23 protein-coding genes and 1 riboswitch are annotated in these 20,654 nt (G+C 42.5%); of the genes, 4 read left to right on the top strand and 19 right to left on the bottom strand.

The features are described from left to right. Nucleotides 1-55: 55 nt before the first annotated feature. A complete protein-coding gene (locus D0T66_RS10060; RefSeq protein ID WP_163357155.1) occupies nucleotides 56-418 on the top strand; it encodes an MmcQ/YjbR family DNA-binding protein in 363 nt (120 codons plus the stop codon). A gap of 108 nt (nucleotides 419-526) precedes the next feature. Here the strand turns inward: D0T66_RS10060 and ppc are convergent, their stop codons facing one another. The 11 genes from ppc to D0T66_RS10115 all read right to left on the bottom strand — a co-directional run bounded on the left by ppc (nucleotide 527) and on the right by D0T66_RS10115 (nucleotide 10,592). Then, entirely contained in the window at nucleotides 527-3,166 is a 2,640-nt protein-coding gene (gene ppc, locus D0T66_RS10065; RefSeq protein WP_163357156.1) for a phosphoenolpyruvate carboxylase, read from the bottom strand. 171 nt (nucleotides 3,167-3,337) lie between these two features. Then, nucleotides 3,338-5,068: a phosphoenolpyruvate carboxykinase gene (locus tag D0T66_RS10070; RefSeq protein ID WP_163357157.1), complete on the bottom strand. Its 1,731-nt coding sequence runs from the start codon at nucleotides 5,066-5,068 to the stop codon at nucleotides 3,338-3,340. Nucleotides 5,069-5,408: 340 nt separating this feature from the next. Beyond that, nucleotides 5,409-5,678, bottom strand: a riboswitch (cobalamin riboswitch). Between the two features lie 76 nt (nucleotides 5,679-5,754). Continuing rightward, complete coding sequence (locus D0T66_RS10075) at nucleotides 5,755-6,285, bottom strand: hypothetical protein (protein ID WP_163357158.1); 531 nt, start codon at nucleotides 6,283-6,285, stop codon at nucleotides 5,755-5,757. Nucleotides 6,286-6,354: 69 nt separating this feature from the next. Continuing rightward, nucleotides 6,355-7,143 carry a TonB family protein gene (locus D0T66_RS10080; protein ID WP_163357159.1) on the bottom strand — a complete coding sequence of 263 codons (789 nt, stop codon included), beginning with the start codon at nucleotides 7,141-7,143 and terminating at the stop codon, nucleotides 6,355-6,357. Next, nucleotides 7,140-7,643 carry an energy transducer TonB gene (locus D0T66_RS10085; RefSeq protein WP_163357160.1) on the bottom strand — a complete coding sequence of 168 codons (504 nt, stop codon included), beginning with the start codon at nucleotides 7,641-7,643 and terminating at the stop codon, nucleotides 7,140-7,142. The genes D0T66_RS10080 and D0T66_RS10085 overlap by 4 nt, the downstream gene beginning before the upstream one ends. A gap of 163 nt (nucleotides 7,644-7,806) precedes the next feature. Beyond that, complete coding sequence (locus D0T66_RS10090; protein ID WP_163357161.1) at nucleotides 7,807-8,244, bottom strand: DUF5024 domain-containing protein; 438 nt, start codon at nucleotides 8,242-8,244, stop codon at nucleotides 7,807-7,809. 25 nt (nucleotides 8,245-8,269) lie between these two features. Further along, complete coding sequence (locus D0T66_RS10095) at nucleotides 8,270-8,755, bottom strand: hypothetical protein (RefSeq protein WP_163357162.1); 486 nt, start codon at nucleotides 8,753-8,755, stop codon at nucleotides 8,270-8,272. Further along, on the bottom strand, nucleotides 8,739-9,251 hold the full coding sequence (locus tag D0T66_RS10100; protein WP_163357163.1) for an RNA polymerase sigma factor: 513 nt from the start codon (nucleotides 9,249-9,251) through the stop codon (nucleotides 8,739-8,741). The genes D0T66_RS10095 and D0T66_RS10100 overlap by 17 nt, the downstream gene beginning before the upstream one ends. Before the next feature lie 111 nt (nucleotides 9,252-9,362). Then, on the bottom strand, nucleotides 9,363-9,737 hold the full coding sequence (locus D0T66_RS10105) for a hypothetical protein (protein WP_163357164.1): 375 nt from the start codon (nucleotides 9,735-9,737) through the stop codon (nucleotides 9,363-9,365). Continuing rightward, nucleotides 9,734-10,138 (bottom strand): N-acetylmuramoyl-L-alanine amidase, encoded by a 405-nt coding sequence (locus tag D0T66_RS10110; protein ID WP_163357165.1) that lies wholly within the window; start codon nucleotides 10,136-10,138, stop codon nucleotides 9,734-9,736. The genes D0T66_RS10105 and D0T66_RS10110 overlap by 4 nt, the downstream gene beginning before the upstream one ends. Further along, nucleotides 10,122-10,592, bottom strand: a complete 471-nt coding sequence (locus D0T66_RS10115; RefSeq protein ID WP_163357166.1) for a phage holin family protein — start codon at nucleotides 10,590-10,592, stop codon at nucleotides 10,122-10,124. The genes D0T66_RS10110 and D0T66_RS10115 overlap by 17 nt, the downstream gene beginning before the upstream one ends. Nucleotides 10,593-10,729: 137 nt before the next feature. Between D0T66_RS10115 and D0T66_RS10120 the strand changes: the two genes are divergently transcribed. The 3 genes from D0T66_RS10120 (at nucleotide 10,730) to D0T66_RS16450 (ending at nucleotide 14,435) form a co-directional block, all read left to right on the top strand. Beyond that, a complete protein-coding gene (locus D0T66_RS10120; RefSeq protein ID WP_163357167.1) occupies nucleotides 10,730-11,701 on the top strand; it encodes an acyltransferase in 972 nt (323 codons plus the stop codon). A 68-nt stretch (nucleotides 11,702-11,769) separates the two neighbouring features. Further along, nucleotides 11,770-13,467 (top strand): hypothetical protein, encoded by a 1,698-nt coding sequence (locus tag D0T66_RS10125; RefSeq protein WP_163357168.1) that lies wholly within the window; start codon nucleotides 11,770-11,772, stop codon nucleotides 13,465-13,467. A gap of 2 nt (nucleotides 13,468-13,469) precedes the next feature. Continuing rightward, nucleotides 13,470-14,435: an acyltransferase family protein gene (locus D0T66_RS16450; protein WP_163357169.1), complete on the top strand. Its 966-nt coding sequence runs from the start codon at nucleotides 13,470-13,472 to the stop codon at nucleotides 14,433-14,435. Nucleotides 14,436-14,442: 7 nt separating this feature from the next. On the opposite strand, the gene D0T66_RS10135 is transcribed toward D0T66_RS16450, so the two are convergent. The 8 genes from D0T66_RS10135 to D0T66_RS10170 form a co-directional block, all read right to left on the bottom strand. Beyond that, the gene (locus D0T66_RS10135) at nucleotides 14,443-15,495 is read right to left on the bottom strand and encodes an acyltransferase (RefSeq protein WP_163357170.1); all 1,053 of its coding nucleotides are present in this window, start codon (nucleotides 15,493-15,495) and stop codon (nucleotides 14,443-14,445) included. Nucleotides 15,496-15,653: 158 nt separating this feature from the next. Then, entirely contained in the window at nucleotides 15,654-16,700 is a 1,047-nt protein-coding gene (locus tag D0T66_RS10140) for an acyltransferase (RefSeq protein WP_163357171.1), read from the bottom strand. A 76-nt stretch (nucleotides 16,701-16,776) separates the two neighbouring features. Next, nucleotides 16,777-17,001: a hypothetical protein gene (locus tag D0T66_RS10145; protein ID WP_163357172.1), complete on the bottom strand. Its 225-nt coding sequence runs from the start codon at nucleotides 16,999-17,001 to the stop codon at nucleotides 16,777-16,779. Nucleotides 17,002-17,003: 2 nt separating this feature from the next. Then, complete coding sequence (locus D0T66_RS10150; protein WP_163357173.1) at nucleotides 17,004-18,803, bottom strand: hypothetical protein; 1,800 nt, start codon at nucleotides 18,801-18,803, stop codon at nucleotides 17,004-17,006. Next, nucleotides 18,793-18,993 (bottom strand): hypothetical protein, encoded by a 201-nt coding sequence (locus D0T66_RS10155; RefSeq protein ID WP_163357174.1) that lies wholly within the window; start codon nucleotides 18,991-18,993, stop codon nucleotides 18,793-18,795. Before D0T66_RS10155 ends, D0T66_RS10150 begins: the two co-directional genes overlap by 11 nt. Then, a complete protein-coding gene (locus D0T66_RS10160; RefSeq protein WP_163357175.1) occupies nucleotides 18,990-19,418 on the bottom strand; it encodes a hypothetical protein in 429 nt (142 codons plus the stop codon). Before D0T66_RS10160 ends, D0T66_RS10155 begins: the two co-directional genes overlap by 4 nt. A gap of 20 nt (nucleotides 19,419-19,438) precedes the next feature. After that, nucleotides 19,439-19,996 (bottom strand): ribosome-inactivating family protein, encoded by a 558-nt coding sequence (locus D0T66_RS10165; protein WP_163357176.1) that lies wholly within the window; start codon nucleotides 19,994-19,996, stop codon nucleotides 19,439-19,441. Nucleotides 19,997-20,074: 78 nt separating this feature from the next. Then, nucleotides 20,075-20,620 carry a hypothetical protein gene (locus D0T66_RS10170; RefSeq protein WP_163357177.1) on the bottom strand — a complete coding sequence of 182 codons (546 nt, stop codon included), beginning with the start codon at nucleotides 20,618-20,620 and terminating at the stop codon, nucleotides 20,075-20,077. Nucleotides 20,621-20,654 lie beyond the last annotated feature (34 nt).

Raw genomic sequence — 20,654 nt, forward strand, 5'->3', positions numbered from 1 at the left:
TAGCCGAAAGTTGTATTATTGCACCCTGTTTCGCCGGAAATTTGAAAATAATAGGATGAATATCGAAGAATTCAGAGAATATTGCCTGACAATAAAAGGAGCTGCCGAATCATTTCCTTTCAAACAAAATATTTTGGTTTTCAAGGTTATGGATAAGATGTTCGCATACATCCATCTGGAACCTAAAGACGGAATATTCAAAGCGGATATGAAATGTGATCCCGAAAAATCCGCTAATTTGAGGAATAGGTACGAAGGTGTTAATCGCGGTACCCATACCACCTATCTGACATGGAATACGGTCATGTTGGAGAATGATGTGCCTGATAAATTAATCAAGCAGCTGATACAGCATTCTGTAGAAGAGGTTATCAAACAGCTCCCGAAAAAGAAACAGCAGGAATACAACGAAATGTAAAATCACACTCGCCTCTGCCCTTGAAAGGAAAGAACAGCCCGAGTAAAAAAACAAAAGACTGCTTCCTACAAGAGAAAACAGTCTTTCGCTATAAATTCTGAAAATATATCACCCCGTATTGCGCATACCTGCGGCAATACCGGAAATCGTTATCATCAGTGCCATTTCGAGGTCGCTGGAATGTATTTCGTCCTTACGTGTACGCGACAAGAGTTCGACCTGCAACAGGTTGAGCGGGTCGGTATAGATAGAACGCATACCCACATTGCTGGCAATCTCGGGCTGGCTTTCGAGCAGATACTTGTCTTCCGAAATGGTGAGTATCGTTTCGATGTCTTTGGCGAGCATATCGCGCAACATCTTACCGAACTTGCGCAATTTAGGTTCAACCAGATGCTCGTCGTAATACTCCGACATGCGTGTGTCCGATTTGGCAAATACCATCTCAAGCATACTGATGCGGGTGTTGAAGAACGGCCATTCTTTCTCCATGGAACGGAGCAAATCCATTTTGCCCTCGTCGATAGCCTTTTGCAGGGCAGTACCTGTGCCCAGCCAAGCCGGAAGCATCAGGCGGTTTTGCGTCCACCCGAAAATCCACGGGATAGCGCGCAAGCTCTCCACACCACCCGTCGGGCGACGTTTGGCAGGTCGCGAGCCTAACGGCAGCTTGCCCAGTTCCGTTTCGGGGGTTGCCTGATAGAAATATGGTACAAAATCGGGTTCTTCGCGTACGATGCCTTGATATACCTGACGCGACTGGTCGGCCATCTCGTCCATCAGTGCGCGCCATTCGGCTTTCGGCACAGGTGGCGGCACCAGGTTGGCTTCGAGTATGGCATCGGTATAGAGCGACAATGTTTTGGCGGCTACGTCGGGTATACCCAGTTTGAAACGTATCATTTCGCCCTGTTCGGTTACGCGCAAACCGTGTTTGAGCGAACCCGGAGGTTGCGAGAATAAGGCGAATTTGGCAGGGCCTCCGCCACGACCGACAGTTCCGCCGCGTCCGTGGAAAAGGGTGAGGGCGATGTTATGCGCTTCGCATGTTTTCAGCAATGCTTCCTGCGCACGGTATTGTGCCCATCCGGCTGCCAGCGAACCGGCATCTTTGGCCGAATCGGAGTAGCCTATCATTATCATTTGTTTGCCTGCGACAGCGCCTTTGTACCATTCGATATTGAAGAGGTCTTCCATTATGCTGTTGGAATTGTTGAGGTCGTTCAATGTTTCGAACAATGGCGTCACGGGCATGGTATAAGGGCATTCGGCTTCTTTCAGCAGCAGGTGTACGGCCAGAATGTCGGATGCCGAGCGTGTCATCGAGATGATGTATGTCGGGATAACGCCTTCGGGTGTGTTGGCTATTACGCGGCAGGTGTCGAGCAATTCTTTTGTTGCCGGCGAAGGCTCCCAGTTGCGCGGGATAAGCGGGCGGTTGGAGTTCAGCTCTTTCACAAGGAAAGCCACTTTGTCGGCTTCGTCCCACACTTCGTAGTCGCCCATGCCGAGATATTTGGTTATTTCGGCCAAGGCTTCGGTGTGTATGGTACTTTCCTGACGGACATCCATTTGCACGAGCGTCACGCCGAAACATTTTACGCGGCGCATGGTATCGAGCAGCTTATCGTTGGCGATGATTTCCATTTTGCAGGCAACGAGCGACTTATAGCATTCGAGCAACGGTTCCCACAACTGGTCGTTGTTGAGGATAATATCTGCCGTCGGGTTCGGATGGTCGCCTTTGGCGATGGCATCGAGGTAAGCGATTGTCTGTTTCAACTGCGAACGCAGGCGTTTCGCCAGTTCGCGGTATGGCTCTTGCACGTCGAAATCGCCGAGATATACACGGAAATCCTGTGTACAGTTCGACATCGACAATTCGCGCACCAGTACTTCTATGTCTTCGAGGAAGAGTTTGGCGGCGCGTTTGCGGCTTTCTATCAATACGTCGCTGGTCACTTTGGCCGTTACATTCGGGTTGCCGTCGCGGTCGCCACCCATCCACGAGGAGAAGTGTATCGGACGCGCGTCTATCGGTATGCGGTGCGACAGGGTTTTCTGTACTTGGCTGTCAAACTCGCGGATGTAATCGGGTACGGCGCGCCACAGGCTGTTTGCTACTACTTCGAATCCCCATTTGGCTTCGTCGTTAGGCGTCGGGCGGCTCTGGCGAATCTCGTCGGTGTACCAGTATTGGGCGACTAACTGCTTCAGGCGCTCGATGACGTGTACTTTGCGGTAATCGGCAAGGTCGTCGTGGTCGAGATAGGCGAGGCAGCTGTCTACCTGATTGAGGTTGTTGATAAGCGAACGGCGGTTGATTTCGGTAGGGTGTGCTGTGAGCACTAAGTCGATGGAGATGTTATCGACTGCCTTGATGATGTCTTCGTCGCTTACGTTTTCTTCTTTCAGTTTCTTATATACTTCGGGGAAGTCTACCGGGTTTTCGGCTCCCAAAGCGTGCGGCGAAACGCTGTTGTATTGTTCCGCTGTATTGGTAAGATTCAGAAATTGGTTGAAGGCACGTGCTACGGGCAGGAATTGGTCGTCCCTCAGATTCTGAAGGGTAGCGACAAGCACTTCGTGTGCTCCTTCTTCGCCCTGATGCATGGCTTTGGACAGGCGGCGGATAGATTCCACCAAGTTGAGGGTTTCTTGCCCTTCGGCTTGCTTGATAGTCTCGCCCAGCATGTCGCCTAACATCTTGATGTTTTCGTGCATCAACGATTGTTTTTGCTCATTCATAAGCTATTGTTATTTAGTTACAAGTTACAAGTTACAAGTTACGAGTTACAAGTTACAAGTTACAAGTTACGAGTTACAAGTGCTAAATTACAAATAGGCAGCAACTTGTCTTTTGTCTGTCTACTTGTAACTGCCCGAAGGGCGAAGTAACCTGTAACTTGTAACTTAATTCTACTCATTGATTAGTGTGAACATTTCCTCCGCCGCTTCGCGAGGGCCGTCTTTGGCGCGTCCGTCGATGGCCAGCGAAGTGTGCATCTCGCCGATATGCGTTCCGTTTTTCTGCATGGCGGCAAAGTATTGACGGACAAGTTTTTCGGCTAACGGGCGTTCCTGCACAGGGCCGAACGGGTTGGCAAAGTATGATTTCACCAAGCCTTCTTCGGTAGTCGTACCTTTGGCTTTGCGCGCTCCGTCTTCGAATATCTTGATGACGGCGTCGAGGTCGTCGTATATTTTTATTTTCTTATCCGTATCGGTATAGTTATTGGCATAGAGCATGTAATCGACCGGATAGCCTTTGGAAATGACTTCGTACGTACTGATAGGTATCGTCACGCGGGCATTTATCTTGTCGGGGTTGGAATAGATTCCGTAGTCGAGCTGCTCGTAGGCATAGGAAGGGTCGAGGTCGTCGATGCGGACGAATGCGCCCACTTCTGTTCCGTAAGCTTTGATTTTGCCTTCTTTGTCGAGGGCGAGGAATCCCATGTCGTCGAAGATGACACGCATGTGGCGGATATATTTGGCATTCAGCGTACGGAAGGCTTCGAGGCTTTCGGATTTTCCTGCACCGCTGTCGCCCATGATGACGATGTTGGCTTCTTTGCCGTTGTTGAGGAGGATGTTGACCATGGCACCGTGTATCGGCAGGCGTCCTTCTTCCATCTGTTTCACGTTGTGGAGGGTGAGGAGCATTTTCTTCATGTAGCCGAAGTAGTCGATTTCGTCGTTGTGGTTGGCATAGCCGATGAGGATATCGTTCTTCTTGTCTTTGTAGTAGAAGGTACGTTTTTCGTCGTGTCCGTCAGGGTAACCGTAGATGTAGATGATATCCGGTTTTTTGCCGATATATTGGTTTTCTTTGGCTATCTCGAACAGGTTGCACAGGCCGAATCCCTGATCCATATAGTCGGTATGGAAGTATACGAACGTTAGCATGCTTCCTACCCAGATAGGGAATAGGAACCACTCGTCTTCGTTGAGGACGATGTTTTCGATAGGGTTCACATCGTGCTCCTGAAAGATTCCGTCGCGCTTGTTACGCTTGGTATAAGTGATGAACGGAGGTTCGAAAGATACGGATGTGATGAATGGGATAGGGGTGAGGCCGTAGTATTCGATAGGGCAGTTCCAGCTGATATCGCTGAGCATCAGTCCGGCATTTACGCCGGCTGTGAGTTCGCGGTATACGCGGTGCTGGTAGCCCATCACTGTTTCTTTGATGCGGCGGTAGAGGCTCAATACCAACTCGTTGAACAATCCGCTGGCTTGCATGAAGCGCACATTCTGCAATCCTTCGGCAATGGTAGTGTTGCGCACGATGGCAAAGCGCTCGAGGCGACGCCAGTAGTTGAACAGGAGGTCGATAAGTTCGAGGAAAAGATCCTTTTCGTCGAAGAATATTTTGTATTTATTGTTTACGTTTACAATTTCGTCGGTGTTTCCTACCGAGAGCCATTTGAATACTTCGATAAGTGATTTTGCCAATTCATCTTCCGTAGCGAATTCTTTCGAATAGTAGTTGTAGATAATTGGCTGTTCTTTTTTGATTTTCTGTACAAATGTTTCGATGACGCGCTTGAATCCGTAGCTGTTCAGAATCTTTTGGCGGTTGTCGCAGAATTTGACAGAAAAGTTTAGTATTGCCTTTCCTTCATTTAATGAAAATTCTTGTAACATATTGTTTTAAATATTATATGGTTATATATTTATCTTATTCTTAGGCCGATAGGTCTTCTTGCCTGTTAAATCGGGGGCGGGTTGTACACGCTTGCATTTCCCGAACCCCAAATTTAACGAAACTTACCTATACAATTAAACTATTTGGCGATTAAATTTCACCCGAATCAAAAAATATATTAACCTCACTTCCTTTGTAGACACAAAGTATAGGCCTGCCCTCCGGCAGCCAGCGACCATATATTGCCCGGACATAGCGATGCCCTGTTTCCTGCAAAAAACGTTTTGTATCTCAATCGTTGATCTGTACCGACAGTGCCCCTTGAAAATCGCGAAAGGCAGCATTGTTTTCTATTCTGGCAGGTCTTCTGACTTACTCCCGATTGTATCACCTTCCCATCTACAGTTATCAGATAACAGTTATCAGTATTTTATGCGTGTTAACTGATCACTGTTGACTGTTCACTGGCTCAATGGTGGCCTGAGATTTATACAATCGTTTGGCGTAGAGTTTACAGCAGCGCGTCTGTTCAGGCTTTTCACCTGATTCCCTTTTCATTGCGCATCCGAGGCAAGTGGATGGCGCAACACCAAAACTGGGGTAAAGGTATATAATATTTGGGGAAAATATGGGGCGATGAAAGAAAAAAAAATGTAAATAATGGATGGGTTTGATTAGTAGTTTTTTATAGTATACCTTTCAGTTCTTCACGTATAATCTCGAGCCATTTCTTTCTGAAAGGCAGCCTTTTTTTTGGATTTTTCTCGTAGAAGGTGATGGTGTTGCCGTATTCGAAATAGAATTCGACTTTGTTGTCGTGGTAGAATAAACTCTCTGTATCGCTTTCGTGGCATAGAAAGGGAGGTGTAAATTTTACCTTTTCTGTTTCCTTCTCGAAAACGCCTGTTTCTAAATAATCTTTGTAGCCGAATATCGTGTGGCTTTGCAATATTCCTGCTTCGACGAGATTCTCTTTGAAACACCAATATTTCACAGAATCGGCACTTTCGATAATCAGAATACTGCAAAAATCGCTTATCTGCGCTGAAGGACGATAGATTACAGCCTTGTATTCGTACTTCCTGTAATCGTTGAGGATGGAGTCTATTGCAAGTTCGTTGCAATCAGCCGTCCCCGGAAGCGGGAGGTAGCCCTTTTGGGCATTCAATGTGCAACAGCAGATACAGATAGTTATCAGTAGCAGGTATTGTTTCATAATGCTTTTTTATGATTCAGAATAGATAAAGATACTCATTTAATCTGATCTGGGATTTTTTCTCATTTATTAGAAAGCTATCGGCAGCATCAACAGATGATAAAGCCTCGTTGTGCCGTCGCCGGTGGGCGTCCAGTCGGGCATCTCGCGGATGAGGCGCAGCGCTTCCCTGTCGGCTTCGGGGATAAGGCTTCGGACGATGGCGGGGTTGTGCACTTTGCCTTTCTCGTCCACAATAAACTGGATAATTACCCGCCCCTGAAAGCATCCCCCGACCTGGGGATAGCGCAGATTCTTTCGCAGGTATTCCCTCAACCCTTCTTCTCCTCCCGGGAAGGCCGGCATCTCGTATATATGGCTGAATGGCACGTTGAAATCGTCGGGTAACGCGTAGAGGATTCTATACTTACCTCTGGTCGGGATGGAAAAGTCGACGGACAGGCTGTAAGATACATCCACCGGCTTGCCCTCGTGCCTGCCCGGCTCCCATCGGGGCATCATGGAGCGCACGATGCCGGCGGCGATGCTGTCGCAATGTGGGTGGAGGCTTTTCAGAATGGTTACGTCGCGAATCTTGCCTTCTTTGGTAACTATAAAGCGGAGTTGTACGGCTCCTTCTATGCTGTCTTGCAGGGCGGTGGCAGGGTAATAGATGCGGTCGTTGATAAATTCCTTTAAGGCTTCCTTTCCGCCCGGGAAAACGGGTTCGTCTTCTACGGGGCATAACAGGCGGAGGGGTTCTAATTTGTATTCGTTTGTGTCCTTTACAATAAGCTCTTCGAAGTCTACTGTAATTCCCTGCGCGTGAATGCAGCAGGACAGGCAAAGGATGACGGATATCATTATCAGCTTTCTCATTGTTTTGCTTTCTCTCTTTTGAAGAAGATAGGTATGTGGTAATATACTTTTACAGGAACCGAAGATTGTATTGCAGGCGACCATCGCGGCATGGAGCGGGCAATGTCTACGGCAATGCTGTCGCAATCGGGGTGAATTTTCCGCTTTAGCTCGATGTTTTCCACGTCTCCTTGCCTTCCTATTGTGAGCCGCAATACAACACGCCCTTGGATGCTGTCTCTTTTTGCAGCCTCGGTGTAGTGAATGCGTTCTCTGATATAATTCGTCAGCCCTTCAAAACCTCCCGGAAATTCGGGCATAAATTCAGCTATATCATAAATCTTTGTCGTATCCACCATATAAGCCTCATCGGGGAATACTGTATCGGCAAGGACGCTTATCCGGGTTAAGGGGACATGCTGCTGCTTCAGTTCGATGAAATTGTTGTCCTCTTTCGACTGGGCAAAAGCGCTATAAGCGATGAGTATAAACAGTTGTATCAGAAAGGCTTTTCTTATCATAATCCGTCAGCTTTATTATAATAGAGTGTAAAGGAAGTGAAATTCCATAAAAAAATGTACAACCTTATGCTAAAGTATAAGGCTGCACGTCAATCCGCTATTATTCAGGATAGTTATGGTATGACTATTATTCTGTAATATAGGGATTTTGTATGTTTCTGCATTAAGCTAACGGCTCGAGCGGTCCGTGGAAAACCTGTTTGGTTACGATGATTTTATTTACTTTTCCTTCTTTTTTGAAGACGATCGAATAGCGGGTTTCCAGCTGCCCTTTATTGTCGTAGAAACGGCAATAATCGGGCTTTACTTCGCCGTCTACCTTTCGTGTCGATTCCATATAAGCATTTGCTTTGTCTTTTTCGAAAGCGGCGAATAAATCTTTGCGTAACTCGTCGTTGTCGGCGAAAGTTATTCGTACAGTTTCTCGTTCGAGTTTTTTAGTTTCGGGATTTTTGTAGCTTATCAGCGACGTTTCGACCGAAGAAATACTTTCGCACTTTTTTACCCATTTGTTGAGGTTTTCTTGCGCACTGAGGCTGTTTACTACACTTCCTGCTGAAACAAAGAGTATTGCAAGGATTATAAGTTTTATTGTTTTCATATTCGATTTGTTTTTAATTGTTTTTTTAATATTCGTCATATTCGGCACCTAAAGGTTGAAGCATTTGTTCTATTTCGAACTCTTTTTCTTCCATCTCCGCCTCAATGCTTCGGTATTCGGCTTTGATTTGCTTTACATCCACTATTTTCACGCCATTCCGTACGATGTAGCTACCCTCGTACGGGTCGAACGGTTTGTGGAACAGGGAAGAAACGGACGCTATAATCAATGCGATAGCTGCAGCCGAAGCAAGAGTGATGATCCATTTGCGCGCGATGGAGTGCTTTGCCTTCGGCATGGGCGGTAGCATTTCTTCAGTTTTGTCCTTGTCAGCCAATTCCTGTTCCAGCTGATTTTCGAAATAAGCGAATACTTGTTTGTATGGCAGCAACTTTTCGGGAACGTCTTCCCCGGTGAAAAAGCTGTACAGTTCTTTTTCCTCCGCAATGCTCGTTTTGCCTTCGAAAAAGCGTTCGAGCAATTCTTCTATATAGTTATTTCCTGCTTCCATAATCCTGTAGTTTAAAGAAAATATCTTTTACCCGTTTACGTGCCCGCGAGAGGTTCATCCGTATGGCCTCGGGGCTGCTTCCGGCCAGTCGGGCAATTTCGTCTATCTCCATTCCCTCGATATGCCTCATCTTCAATACCATCTGCTGCATATCGGGTAACGTGTCGATAACGTGCAGCATGTGCGACATATCGTCTTTGTGCGTCAGAAGCGTTTCCGGTGTCGGAGAATCGGTTTCCGTAGCCTCGTTTCCGTAGTTCTCCCCATAGCGTTGGAGTTCCTTTAGCCTGTTGAGGCTGAGGTGTTTTGTTATCTGTAGGGAGAGGGCTTCGATGCTATGGTATTGAGCAAGGTTGTCGCGTATACACCAAAGCTTCAGGCAGACTTCCTGCACGATGTCCTCGGCTTCGTCCTCGTCTTTCAGTAGCCTGAGGGCGTATGCTCCCAGTTTTCGGCGCAGAGGCAATACTTCGTTTATATAGCGTTCTTTTCCCATTCTATACTAAAGACAACCGAAGGTCGGAATTGTAACATCAAGATGCAAAGTTTTTTGTGAGAAAATAAAAATAGCCCTGCCCGAATAAGAGGCAGAGCTATAGAATATTTTCTACCTCCTCATCCACTTTGCACCCAGCCAGAGGGCGAGTAGTAAAAGGAGAATCCGTCCGCACCAGACCTGGAACGACTGGAAGGAGGACAAACGGTTGACCTCTCTGGTTTCTATGACAGGATAAGGAACTCGTATGGTGTCGTTTATGTGGATAGAATCGCTAATGATGCGGTCGCGGTAGAGATAGCGGTATTTCTCGAGCCAGAGGGTATCGCCTTTCTCGCGGACAAAGATGCTGTCGTAATGATGCACCGAATCGTGCATCAGGCGGTCTTTGTATTCCGTTCGGACGGTTTCTACGGGGATGTAAACCGTTTTAGCCCGGCAGCCGGCAAGAAGGAGTAGCGAAAGGAGAAGTATATATTTGCTCATAGCGAAAATTCTTTTGTGACATCGAAACACGGGCAGGCCTTGTTGGCAAACTCTTTGTGTCCGTGTATTGTCAGGTTGGGGTGACGGTTAGTGATTTCTGCTATCAGGTTGTTCAATGCGACTTTTTGCGCCGGAGTGCGCGTGTCGCAGGGTTTTCCGTTTTCGTCTAATCCTCCGATGTAGCAGATGCCGATAGAGGTTACGTTTTGCCCGACGCAATGTGCCCCGATTTCGTCCTCGTTGCGTCCTGTTTCTATTGCGCCATCGAGGTCGATAACGTAATGGTAGCCGATTTTGCGGAATCCTCTTGCCCGATGCCAGCTGTCGATGTCTTTTGCGCTGAAATCCTGTCCCACTTTGGTGGCCGAGCAGTGGATGATGATTTTATCTATCTTTCTCATTTTCTCCTTCCTGTTTTTTCGTTATTTCAGATATGGCTTTCAATAGGTCGTCGCGGTTCTCGAGTAGCGTTACCAATTCGTTGAGGCTGCGGTTGAATTTGCGTTTGTCTTTGTCGTTGGCCTTTTCGAATACGGATTTACATTCGATAAAAATCAGGAAAGCAGCAGCGATGAGCGTCACGATGGGCAGGGGATAGAAAAACATGCCGATGCAATCGAACATGAAAGCGAAGAGCATAAAGGCAAAGTAAAGGACGGCTTTGTTGACCGTTTGTTTGAATCCGTAGGAGGTGCGGACTTCGCCGCGTTCTTTTGCTTTGCGTACACCGCTGATGAGGTCGATAATGATGGCTATGGCTACGAACAGCCACATGATGCCTACGATAGCCAGTTGTGTGCGCAGGGTGGTGCTGTCGCCCGAAAGGAATGGATTGATAAATAAAAGTGTGTGCATAAATTGTTGATTTTATGATATTTGTTTCTCTATTGATAAAGAATAGGGACTTTGGTAATGCTTTGTTAACATAATATTTGTACTTTTGAGTTTTTAAACAAGCTATATAACAAGCTATATATAAACAAGCTATATAAATGCAGGGCACAAACGTTCTTAGTTATCCTGTGCGCAATGTGACACTTGATTATTTCAGGCTGATATTTGCGTTTTTGGTTATTACGATTCATATCCCTTACGCCAACTTGGGTGTACTGGGGTATTTTGTTCCGCATGGACTGGCAACTATTGCTGTTCCCTGCTTCTTTGTTATCAACGGTTATTTCCTTGCGCCTATCATTGACGATAAAGCCAAAGTCTGGCGGTATATTAAAAAATTGCTGATAATATATGTGGTATGGATGGCGGTTTATTCGCCTTATATTTACCTGTATTCCAACCATCTGCAAAACAAAGAAATGTTTATCGATTACATCGTATTCGGTTATTATCATTTATGGTATGTGGTAACGCTAATAATCGGGACAGGTATTCTTTTCCTGCTGCGCAAAGCGAATAAAAAAATACTGTTCTTCCTTGTGGTTATTGTGCATCTGGCAGCTTATATCTACTTACAGTACCGGCATAGCACGCATACATACAGCCTGTGGGATAAGTCTTTTATATACAATATCCTGTACTTGGGTTTCCCGTTTATCTTTGTCGGTTACTTTTTTCGCAGCAAGGATATTGAGAAGTGGTGCCCGTCTAAAAAGATGTCGCTGGCCGGCTTATGCGTTGTAGGATTTATTTTGCTGTTTGCCGAATATTGGATTAAAGCTAATTACGGAGCGGGTACTATCTTTACGACGAAGCTCAATCTTACTCTGACAGTGCTTGTCCCGGTCTTATTTCTTACGATACTGGCTTTTGCCCGCTATAAGCCCGATAGCGGTTATGTGGCTAACCTTTCGGCCTCGATATATTTTGTCCATATTTTAGTTATAGAATTTGTACTTATCGGCGGAGGCTATACAGGACAGCTGTTTTATCCTGTAGTTGTGTTCCTCGGCATAGTATTGTCGGCCGGAGTAATTGCCGTGAATAGGCATATAAAGATATTCCTTTGAGGTATATATCCCGATAATTAATATAATTTAGTATTTTTACTCCCGATTATACTAAACCAAAAGATTCGATGATTGCAGTGCTTATTTCGTGGTTGGTTATGTTTGCCGTTTTTCTTTCCGTGGGGAAAGGGGTCATTGTAGCAACCCGCAGAATTATAGGTTCTTCTGATAACTATTCGATTATAGATACATTCTTTATCGGCCTTTGCTCGACAGGAAGTATTATTTCTATTTCGTCTTTGTTTGTGCCTTCGGGGATATATGTCCTGTTTGCTCTGGTAATCCTCTCCATGCTGTTTGCTATTTGCAACAGGAAGCGTGTCGCTAATCTGGTGAGACGGATGCTTTTGCGCGTATCGAGCTTGTCGGTTTTTCAGCTGATAGCGATTGCCGTGGTGACGGTTATGGCGGTTTCTTTTTGTGCTATGCCGCCCCAATTGCCCGATTCGTTCTACTATCATATACAGAACATCATGTGGAATGAAGAATACAGTGTCGTTCCCGGGCTGGCTAATTTGTTGGAGCAATTCGGTTTCAACTCCAATTTCCTCCTTTTAAGCTCTGTTTTTGGGATGAAGCCTGCTTTCGGGCAGTTCATCTATTCGCTCAATGCTTTGTGCTTTTTGCTGCTTATTGTCTGGTTTATTGTGCTGTATCGGGAGAAATGCCGTATCCTTAGCATTATGGGCGGCCTTACATGTTTTCTTGCTTTTTTAATATATAAGATTCATATAGCATCGCCATCGACAGATTTGTTGCCGAATATATTTGTTATCTATTTGGGTATGAATGTGCTGCTGACGCCGAAGAATGTTTATAAAAAGAGTATGCTCTTTTGGCTGCTTCCTGTTTTCTGCATTACGCTGAAGTTGTCGGCTGTTTTCCTTTGCCTGTTCTGTTTGTGGCTGGCTATTTATTTCATTCGGAATAAGTCATACAAGGCTGTCGCTTATTACATGGTGTTGTCGCTGATATTCGTTATTCCGTGGTTGATGCGGAATTATTATGTATCGGGCTATCTGATATATCCTTTTCCGGCAATCGACCTTTTCGATGTCGACTGGAAAATGCCTTTGGCCTATGTCACAGAATCGAAAAAATATGTCGAGGCATATGCCATCAGTGTAGAAGCCATGCACCAGTCCAGCGATTATGTATTGAGCCTCTCTTTTATTGAAAAACTAAAGCTCTGGCTCTCGGAACAGCCACTCTATGAGATAGGGGTACTGGTGGTCTTTCTCCTTTCGCCCATCATAATGGGCATCGCCTATTTCAGGAATAAAGGGTTTGTTAAAGTACCCTTTATGTGGGCATGGGATATTTTTCTGATAGGGGGATTGTTTATTCTGGCAACAGCTCCGGCTGTACGGTTTGGGTTCGGATATTTTGTTATGGCAGTTATGATTCCTTTATATTTTCTGGTTATGCGGATAGGGACTCTACGGAAGTTGATGCTTGCCCGTCGGACGGCTATCATTCTTATAGGCATTGTCCTGTTGGTAACAAGTGTATTGTCGTTCCGCTATCTTCGGGTTGTAATGGATCCGGAAAAGCCGTTTTCGGCAATCCTATCGACACCTTTAGGGCTGGATAGCACCCGTCCGGGTAGAAATCAGACAATCACGACGATTAAAGTGAACAATTTATATATTAATCAGCCTAATGGTTTGGCGATGGATGCTCCGCTCCCGTGCAGCGGCAGGTATATCGACAATATCGAAATGCGGGGAGAATCTTTGCAGGAGGGTTTCAGAGAGGGGAGATAAATATGCAAACTATAGAGACAAAGCAATACCCGGAACGAAATATAACATTAGATTATTTCAAGGTGATATTAGCTATATTAGTGGTGTCGATTCATACTTATGCTACACCATATCCTTACTTGAATTATATAATTGGATCAATAATAGGGAAAATTGCAGTTCCTTGTTTTTTTATTATTAATGGTTTCTATATTAATTCAATTATAAATAATAAGCAAAAAACGTATGCACATATTAAGAAACTTATAGTTGTATATACCACATGGTCGATAATATATATAGGTTTGTATGCTCACTCTTTTGAAATTAAATCGATTAAGACGTTGTTGGTTCTACTTATGGGGTATGGACATTTATGGTATTTACCAGCGCTTATAGGAGCCATATTAATGATATACATAACGCGACGAGTTAATAAAGTATATCTGTTGTCTATTGCCATATTTTTATATTTTCTTGCATATATATTGCAACGTATATACACCACTGAACCAATGTTTATTGTATATAAATATTATTTTTTTAGAAATTTTTTGTTTTTTGGATTTCCATTTGTATTTATTGGATATTTTTTGTTTGATGCTCTGAAGAGCAGTACTCTTTTATGTAATCGGAAAATTCTTATTTTAGCAATTGTTATAGGCTTTGCTTTATTATTTATAGAAAGATCAATCATGGAACACTTAATTCCTGGTTATAATTATGGGGATTTTTATTTTGCGCTATTTTTTCTATGTCCTGCTTTAGTTCTTTTCGTCCTTGCTATCTCGAGATATAAGAACGTTGACGGATACATCTCAAAATTAGCATCTTGTATCTATTTTGCCCATATGCTTGTTATTGATCTATTTTATATTCTGTCTCCAGGATTGCCTATTCAGTATTTGTTTGTAATAATAATATTTATTTCGGCAATTTTTTCTGTTTCGATTATTGAATTAAATAAAAGAATTAAGCTCTTTTTATAGGCGTTGTTTATTTATGAAAGACCCTTTTCATAAAATATTTATTTAATCTTACATATATCACCCGTTCGATCAGGTATGAGAAACCCAAACAAATCAGAAGATACATTGGATAGCGAATAAAAGAATTTTGGATGAAACTCAAATAGTCAGCTGTTACAATTAAGAACCAATGAGAAATATAAATTCCATATGAAATATTCGCAAAATATTTGAACACTCCTATTGTCTGATTAAAAAGACGCCATTTTAAGAGATGCCAAACGATTCCCCCTAATAAGACAATCAATGAAAACTTCATATAAAAGTAAGTAACATTGACATAGCTTTTATATTGTTCATTTACTATATTGAATTGAAGAGATAAAAATAGTATAACAACTATAGTCGTTAGAACTAAAAGTGGCCTGTACATACTGATAAAAGTTATCCTTTTATTTTGAGCATATAGTTTAGCAAGCTCTACTCCACTCCACCAAATTACAAGAAAGATTAATAGTTTATTATAAAAAATAGGATACACAATAGAGATAAATACAGATATAATGGCTGCTATATATACAATTCTGGTTGCGTATCGATTACAATATTTAACCAATACAAAGTAAATCATGTAAAACCACCATTCGAAAGTTAGCGACCATAATGGTGCATTACCCAAAAATGTGCCAAATTCTATATGTTCAGGAGAGTATAATGAGACATTTTGCAACATTAACAAATTTCCCACAAGATTATGTAATAATGAATCTTCAATAGGTTTTCCTTGTATAAGGATTAACAAATAATTAGCGATAAAGACGCAAATAAGAGGAATATAGATTCTGAAAAATCGTTTAACGAAGAAGGTTCTAAAGGATTTGTCTTTTGAGTTTTCAAAAGATAATTGTATAACAAAACCTGATAATACAAAGAAAACCATTACAGCGGCAGCACCATATTCAAACAAAGCTGCAATATTTATCCCAAATAAGGGATAGTGAGCTCCAAGAAAAATGTGGTGTAGTACTACATACAGCGCAACAAGACCTCTTATAGCATCAAGCTTTTCTATCTTTTTCATAAGCTGCAAAGATAATATTAATTATGTTTTATGAAAAGGTTAAGGAGAGTAACTTAAATTACTCTCCTTAAAAATATTACAAATACATTGCAGCGTTATACCCAATATCATTTAACGAATATGATACTGAAGAGATGGAAGATATTGTAGAAGATAATTTATTTATGAAAGATCCTTTTCATAAAATATTTATTTAATCTTACATATATCACCCGTTCGATCAGGTATGAGAATGCAAAGCATATCAGAATATAGAGGGAATAACGGATTATAGAGTTGTCTATAAAATTTAAATAACTTGCATGTGACACTAAAAACCAATGAGAAATATAAATTCCGTATGAAATATTCGCAAAATATTTGAACACTCCTATCGTCTGATTGAAAAAACGCCATTTGAAATAGTGCCAAATAATGCCACCGCATAAAACCATAAGTCCGTATTTCAATCCATTGTATGATGGAGTGAAAACCCCTCGATAAGTATTGTCAAAGTCGGTACGCAAAATAAAATTCATCACAATTGTGCATATTAATATTACAGACAATGGTTTTAGCATAGTTATAAATGTGATCTTTTTATTCGCTGTATATAGTTTTGCAATTTCTACTCCACTCCACCACAAAACAAGAAAAATGAAGAAACGGTTTAGGAAAATCGGGTAAATGATGGTAAGAGCACTTATTATGGCTAATGTGTACACGATTAATGAAGCTTGATTTCTTTTATATTTATATAAAAAGAAATAGAATATGTAAAACCACCATTCGAAAGTTAAAGACCATAGAGGACCATTCCCTAAAAAACAATCGAATACTGTATGATTTGGATTGATGAGAGGTGTATCTTGTAGCATAATAAGATTACCTATTAGGTCTATACAGTCATTTATTCCAAAAGCTTTCCCTTCTATGTATAATATAAAAAAATTTAATATGAAAACACAAATCAAGGGTATATATATTCTAAAAAATCTTTTGAAAAAGAATAACTTAAATGATTGGTCTTTGGCCTGTTGGTGTGAATATTGAATTACAAAGCCTGAAAGGATAAAAAATACCATTACTGCTGCACTACCATACCCAAATATCCCCCCCACATAAAAGTCTCCAACTTCAAAATTCATTGCATAAAATATATGATGAAACATCACATATAGTGCAACAAGACCTCTTATAGCATCAAGCTTTTCTATCTTTTTCATAAGCTGCAAAGATAATATTAATTATGTTTTATGAAAAGGTTAAGGAGAGTAACTTAAATTACTCTCCTTAAAAATATTACAAATACATTGCAGCGTTATACCCAATATCATTTAACGAATATGATACTGAAGAGATGGAAGATATTGTTTCATCAGTCTCTATATAGACTTCCTTGCCTAAGGATATACTCTTTATTTGAGGAAAAACAGCCTCTGGGTATTCTTCTTGGTTGAAAGAAATTGAAGAAATACTTCCTTCTGCTTGTGAGACAGGAGGTAATCCATTGTCGAAATCAGCCATGATTACATTGGGTTAAGCGTTGATAATACTAATTCTATCTGCATATATTTTCCGGTGATAGGATAGGCTGGAATGGGAACTCCGGATTCAGCAGTTATCATATTATAGAATCCAGGGTAGCCGGTAGCTATGTAGGTGTTGTTCGCTGATTGCATTTCACCGCCTTTTGCACTATTGTTTTTCATCAGGCAACGCATATCATGGGGAACAACATCGAACCAGACAGGCTTCTGAATACTACTCCAAAAAAATTTGTCGATAGTTTCTGTTGCAAAATCGAATGCTTGTTTCCAACAACGCCGCAGGCGACAATCGCCACTGATAGAGAAGGTTCCTCCAGTAGACAGGAACGAAGCGAAGCATGGATATTGCTTCCCGTTGTAAGTAATGTTTCCTGCCGGATTATCAACATCTACCGGTTCAACAAAATACCAATAGCCACTTTCGAGTGAGCCGGTAGTGATTTTGTCGGTTGGGAGAGTATCCACTATACGCATTTTGATAGTACTCAGAATAGCAAGGTCTTTTACTTTGTAAACCTGTTCGTTACCGGAAGATGTTATCCAAGAGTTTACGTCTGTAGCTCCGATAAAGATATTTTCCCGCTCTTCCAACGAAGAGGTATATGCAACGCCATTATAACTGATACTGGCTTTCAGATTGTCAGCAGAACGTACAAGATAGAATTCACCTTCTTCTATTTGTCCGTTTATAACAGGCACGATAGAAGGTGTGCTATCGATAAATACACCATATTGGGCTGCCAGATTGTGAAGTATGTTGATAGAATTGATTTTTTGCAATCCTTCTCCTAACCAGATAATATTGGAGGTTAATGTATCGGTATGTTGTTCTCTGATATCGATATCATCTTTATAAGCAATACTACCATCCGACACATTCAGGTTGGCAGAAGGGATGAAGCCTATTGCATTGGCTGATGTTGTATCGGTAGTAATGGCTATTGGTTCAACAGTTTCTTGTTTCCATCCCAATTGAACAAAACGTCGTTTCTGAAAATTGTCGATAATAGAATCACGAATAACACATCCTCCGGTTGTAGAATTATTAGCAAAAATCCAACGGTACATGGGCAGGTTTGTTTCTCCGTACTCCGAACCGGTAGGAACTGTTAAGCTTTGCGCCACACATCGATCGACAAAATGTTGTCGTAATTCCGTTTCTGTATTTCCAGTAAGAGGGTTATAATCTGTTTCGTCTCCTATCTTGAATCTACAGTTGTCGAAGCCGAGATACTGCCAATAGATACTGTTCAGATTACTTTGCGATATAGATATATTACAGTCCGACAATAGACCAAGCGACATATTACTGTTTAATGATGGTATATTGATACCGTGATAGCTATTGTTGGAGGCATTTGCTGCCGTAAAAGGTTGGTCGGCTACCACCATACAATATGACATCGTTTGAATTGTTGTCGGGAAATCTTGTCTGATTATACATCTGTAAAATCCTGTCTGGTTGTATCTATAATTGGTTATGTCTGATATAATCGAATCGGTTATTCGTAATATATCCGATTGTAATGATGTACCATTAAATTCGGTATTCCCGCTGCCATACAAATTTGTTCTTACTGTCCCGTTAATAATGTCCGGAAAGTTCCCGTTTGATAACACGTACTTAACTTCAATTGCAGTTCTGAAATTTGCAGGAAGTGGATTATCCTTTGTCCCTGTCCCATTTTTACTACCCAAAGCACTTACATATACCGGTGAAGCTATTAAAGCTCCATTCTCATCATAATACCTCTCCTTCCAATTATAATTATTCGCCATCTTGCACCTCCTTTGTTGAAATGATTACACGATTAGTGGGTAGAATGAGGCAGATACAGTTATCAAACTCTGCCATGTCACCCTGTTTCAATTCGTTGAAAACAACCTGAAAATCTTTCGGTTGAGCGTCGAAAAAGACAGTGTCGTCAATTTCGTACTCTTTGTCGTCTTTTATTACTTTGTAAATCATGCTATTATTGCTTTTGCGTAAATAAATACAAACATTTTCTGTGTATCGGTCGAGACCGGAGTCGCATTCAGCGTGATGACCGATTTTGCCGGAACATCGACCGAAAGAGCCGAATCCAATGCTATATCATATGATGTGCCTTCCACGTCGATGGATAATTTATACACATCTTTCACTCCGATTTGGTAGATAGTCATCGACTCATCAATATACATCTGTGGACTTTCGGAACTCCCTATCGTAAAAGACAGGCGTCGCTCCAACGGTAACCGCTTTGCATATTCGAGTAGATTGTCGAGCGAATATCTTCCCGACTGAAAACTTCCATCGGTGTCTTCTTTCGAGCCGAAAACCCAGAAGCCTTCCGGCATATTTATTTCCGGTAGCTCGGAGAGCCTTACCGGATTGATTTTTTCATTTGCCATAATTTTCTTTTTCTGTTTTTTTATATTGCTATAGTATTCATCCCGTTTTCCGTTAAAACAGCTTGCTCTGCTTCCGTTCCCAACACATTGACTGTGTTGTAGCCATCAGGATTTAATTCGAAAAGCGGAAAGGCAGATTCCTTATTAAGTGTAATCTGATAACCTGTCACTTCACCAACTTTGCCCGATTGCTGACCGAATGTGAGGCTTGCCCCGCCATCCGAACCGAAGCAATAGGTTCTCCCTTGCGTGTTGCGGAAAACGACTAAATAATTGTGCAGAGAAGCTGCTAATAAGTCAGCCGATTTTGTCCCTTCCACGGTGCGCACATACGTCCAAAGTTCCTGCCGGTACAATCCGTTACTTTGCGTTTCGGTGAAATAGCTTTCGTCTACAGCTCCCAGTTGGATAAAATCGTTGCGGGAGTTTATTTTTTCGACATAACAGCTATTGTATAACCCGTCGTCGCGGAAACGATAAGATACGAAATCGCGTATGTCGAGCAGCCATATTTCGGTAATGCCTCCATTGTTGTAACTGCCTGTATGCAGTATATCGCGAATAGTTCTACTGTTCATTTGCCATTGTTATTTGCAGAAAAAGCGGCGCCTGCTATTCGTGGCAACCGCTTTTATCTTGTGAAACATCTATATCGGTTATGGCGTAACAGTCGTATTGTCAGCAATGGCTGCAATTACTGATTCGTCTTTCAACAAACGAGCCATCTCGATTTCGGTACCAGCCATCGTAACTGTCCAACCTGTGGCGTCGGCGTCGGCGGCTCCCGAAGCGTAGTTAAACGCTGTGGCTGTCAGACCGTTGTTGCGTCCCAAAACGATTGCTCGTCCCGATTTATCGACTACTACTGCTGTGAATTTACCTAAACTCAAGGCTTCGTCCTGATTCAATAGTTCGTAATCGTAGTTTTCGACGGTAAAGTTCAACGTATGCGTGCGGTATTTTCCGCCGTTTCCGTTCTGAGCCAGCTCGTCGGAGAATGATGCCGTGTTGTCGATGAAAGCTATTTTGTAAGCTTTTTCGGTGACATCGGCAAGGGTGATGGCGTCGATAGTTGTTTTGTCGGCATCCTCGAAGGTATAGGCATTCTCGGTGTCGTAGTTGAACAGGTAAACCGCTTTGACTCCTGCCGGAGCATATTGGCACTTGTTTCTGGTTATACTTGAAGTTAGTTTACATCCCATAATAATTCGGAAATTTGATAATTTGAAAATGTGA

Origin of the sequence: Dysgonomonas sp. 25 (assembly GCF_010501075.1) — a bacterium.
Lineage (GTDB): Bacteria > Bacteroidota > Bacteroidia > Bacteroidales > Dysgonomonadaceae > Dysgonomonas.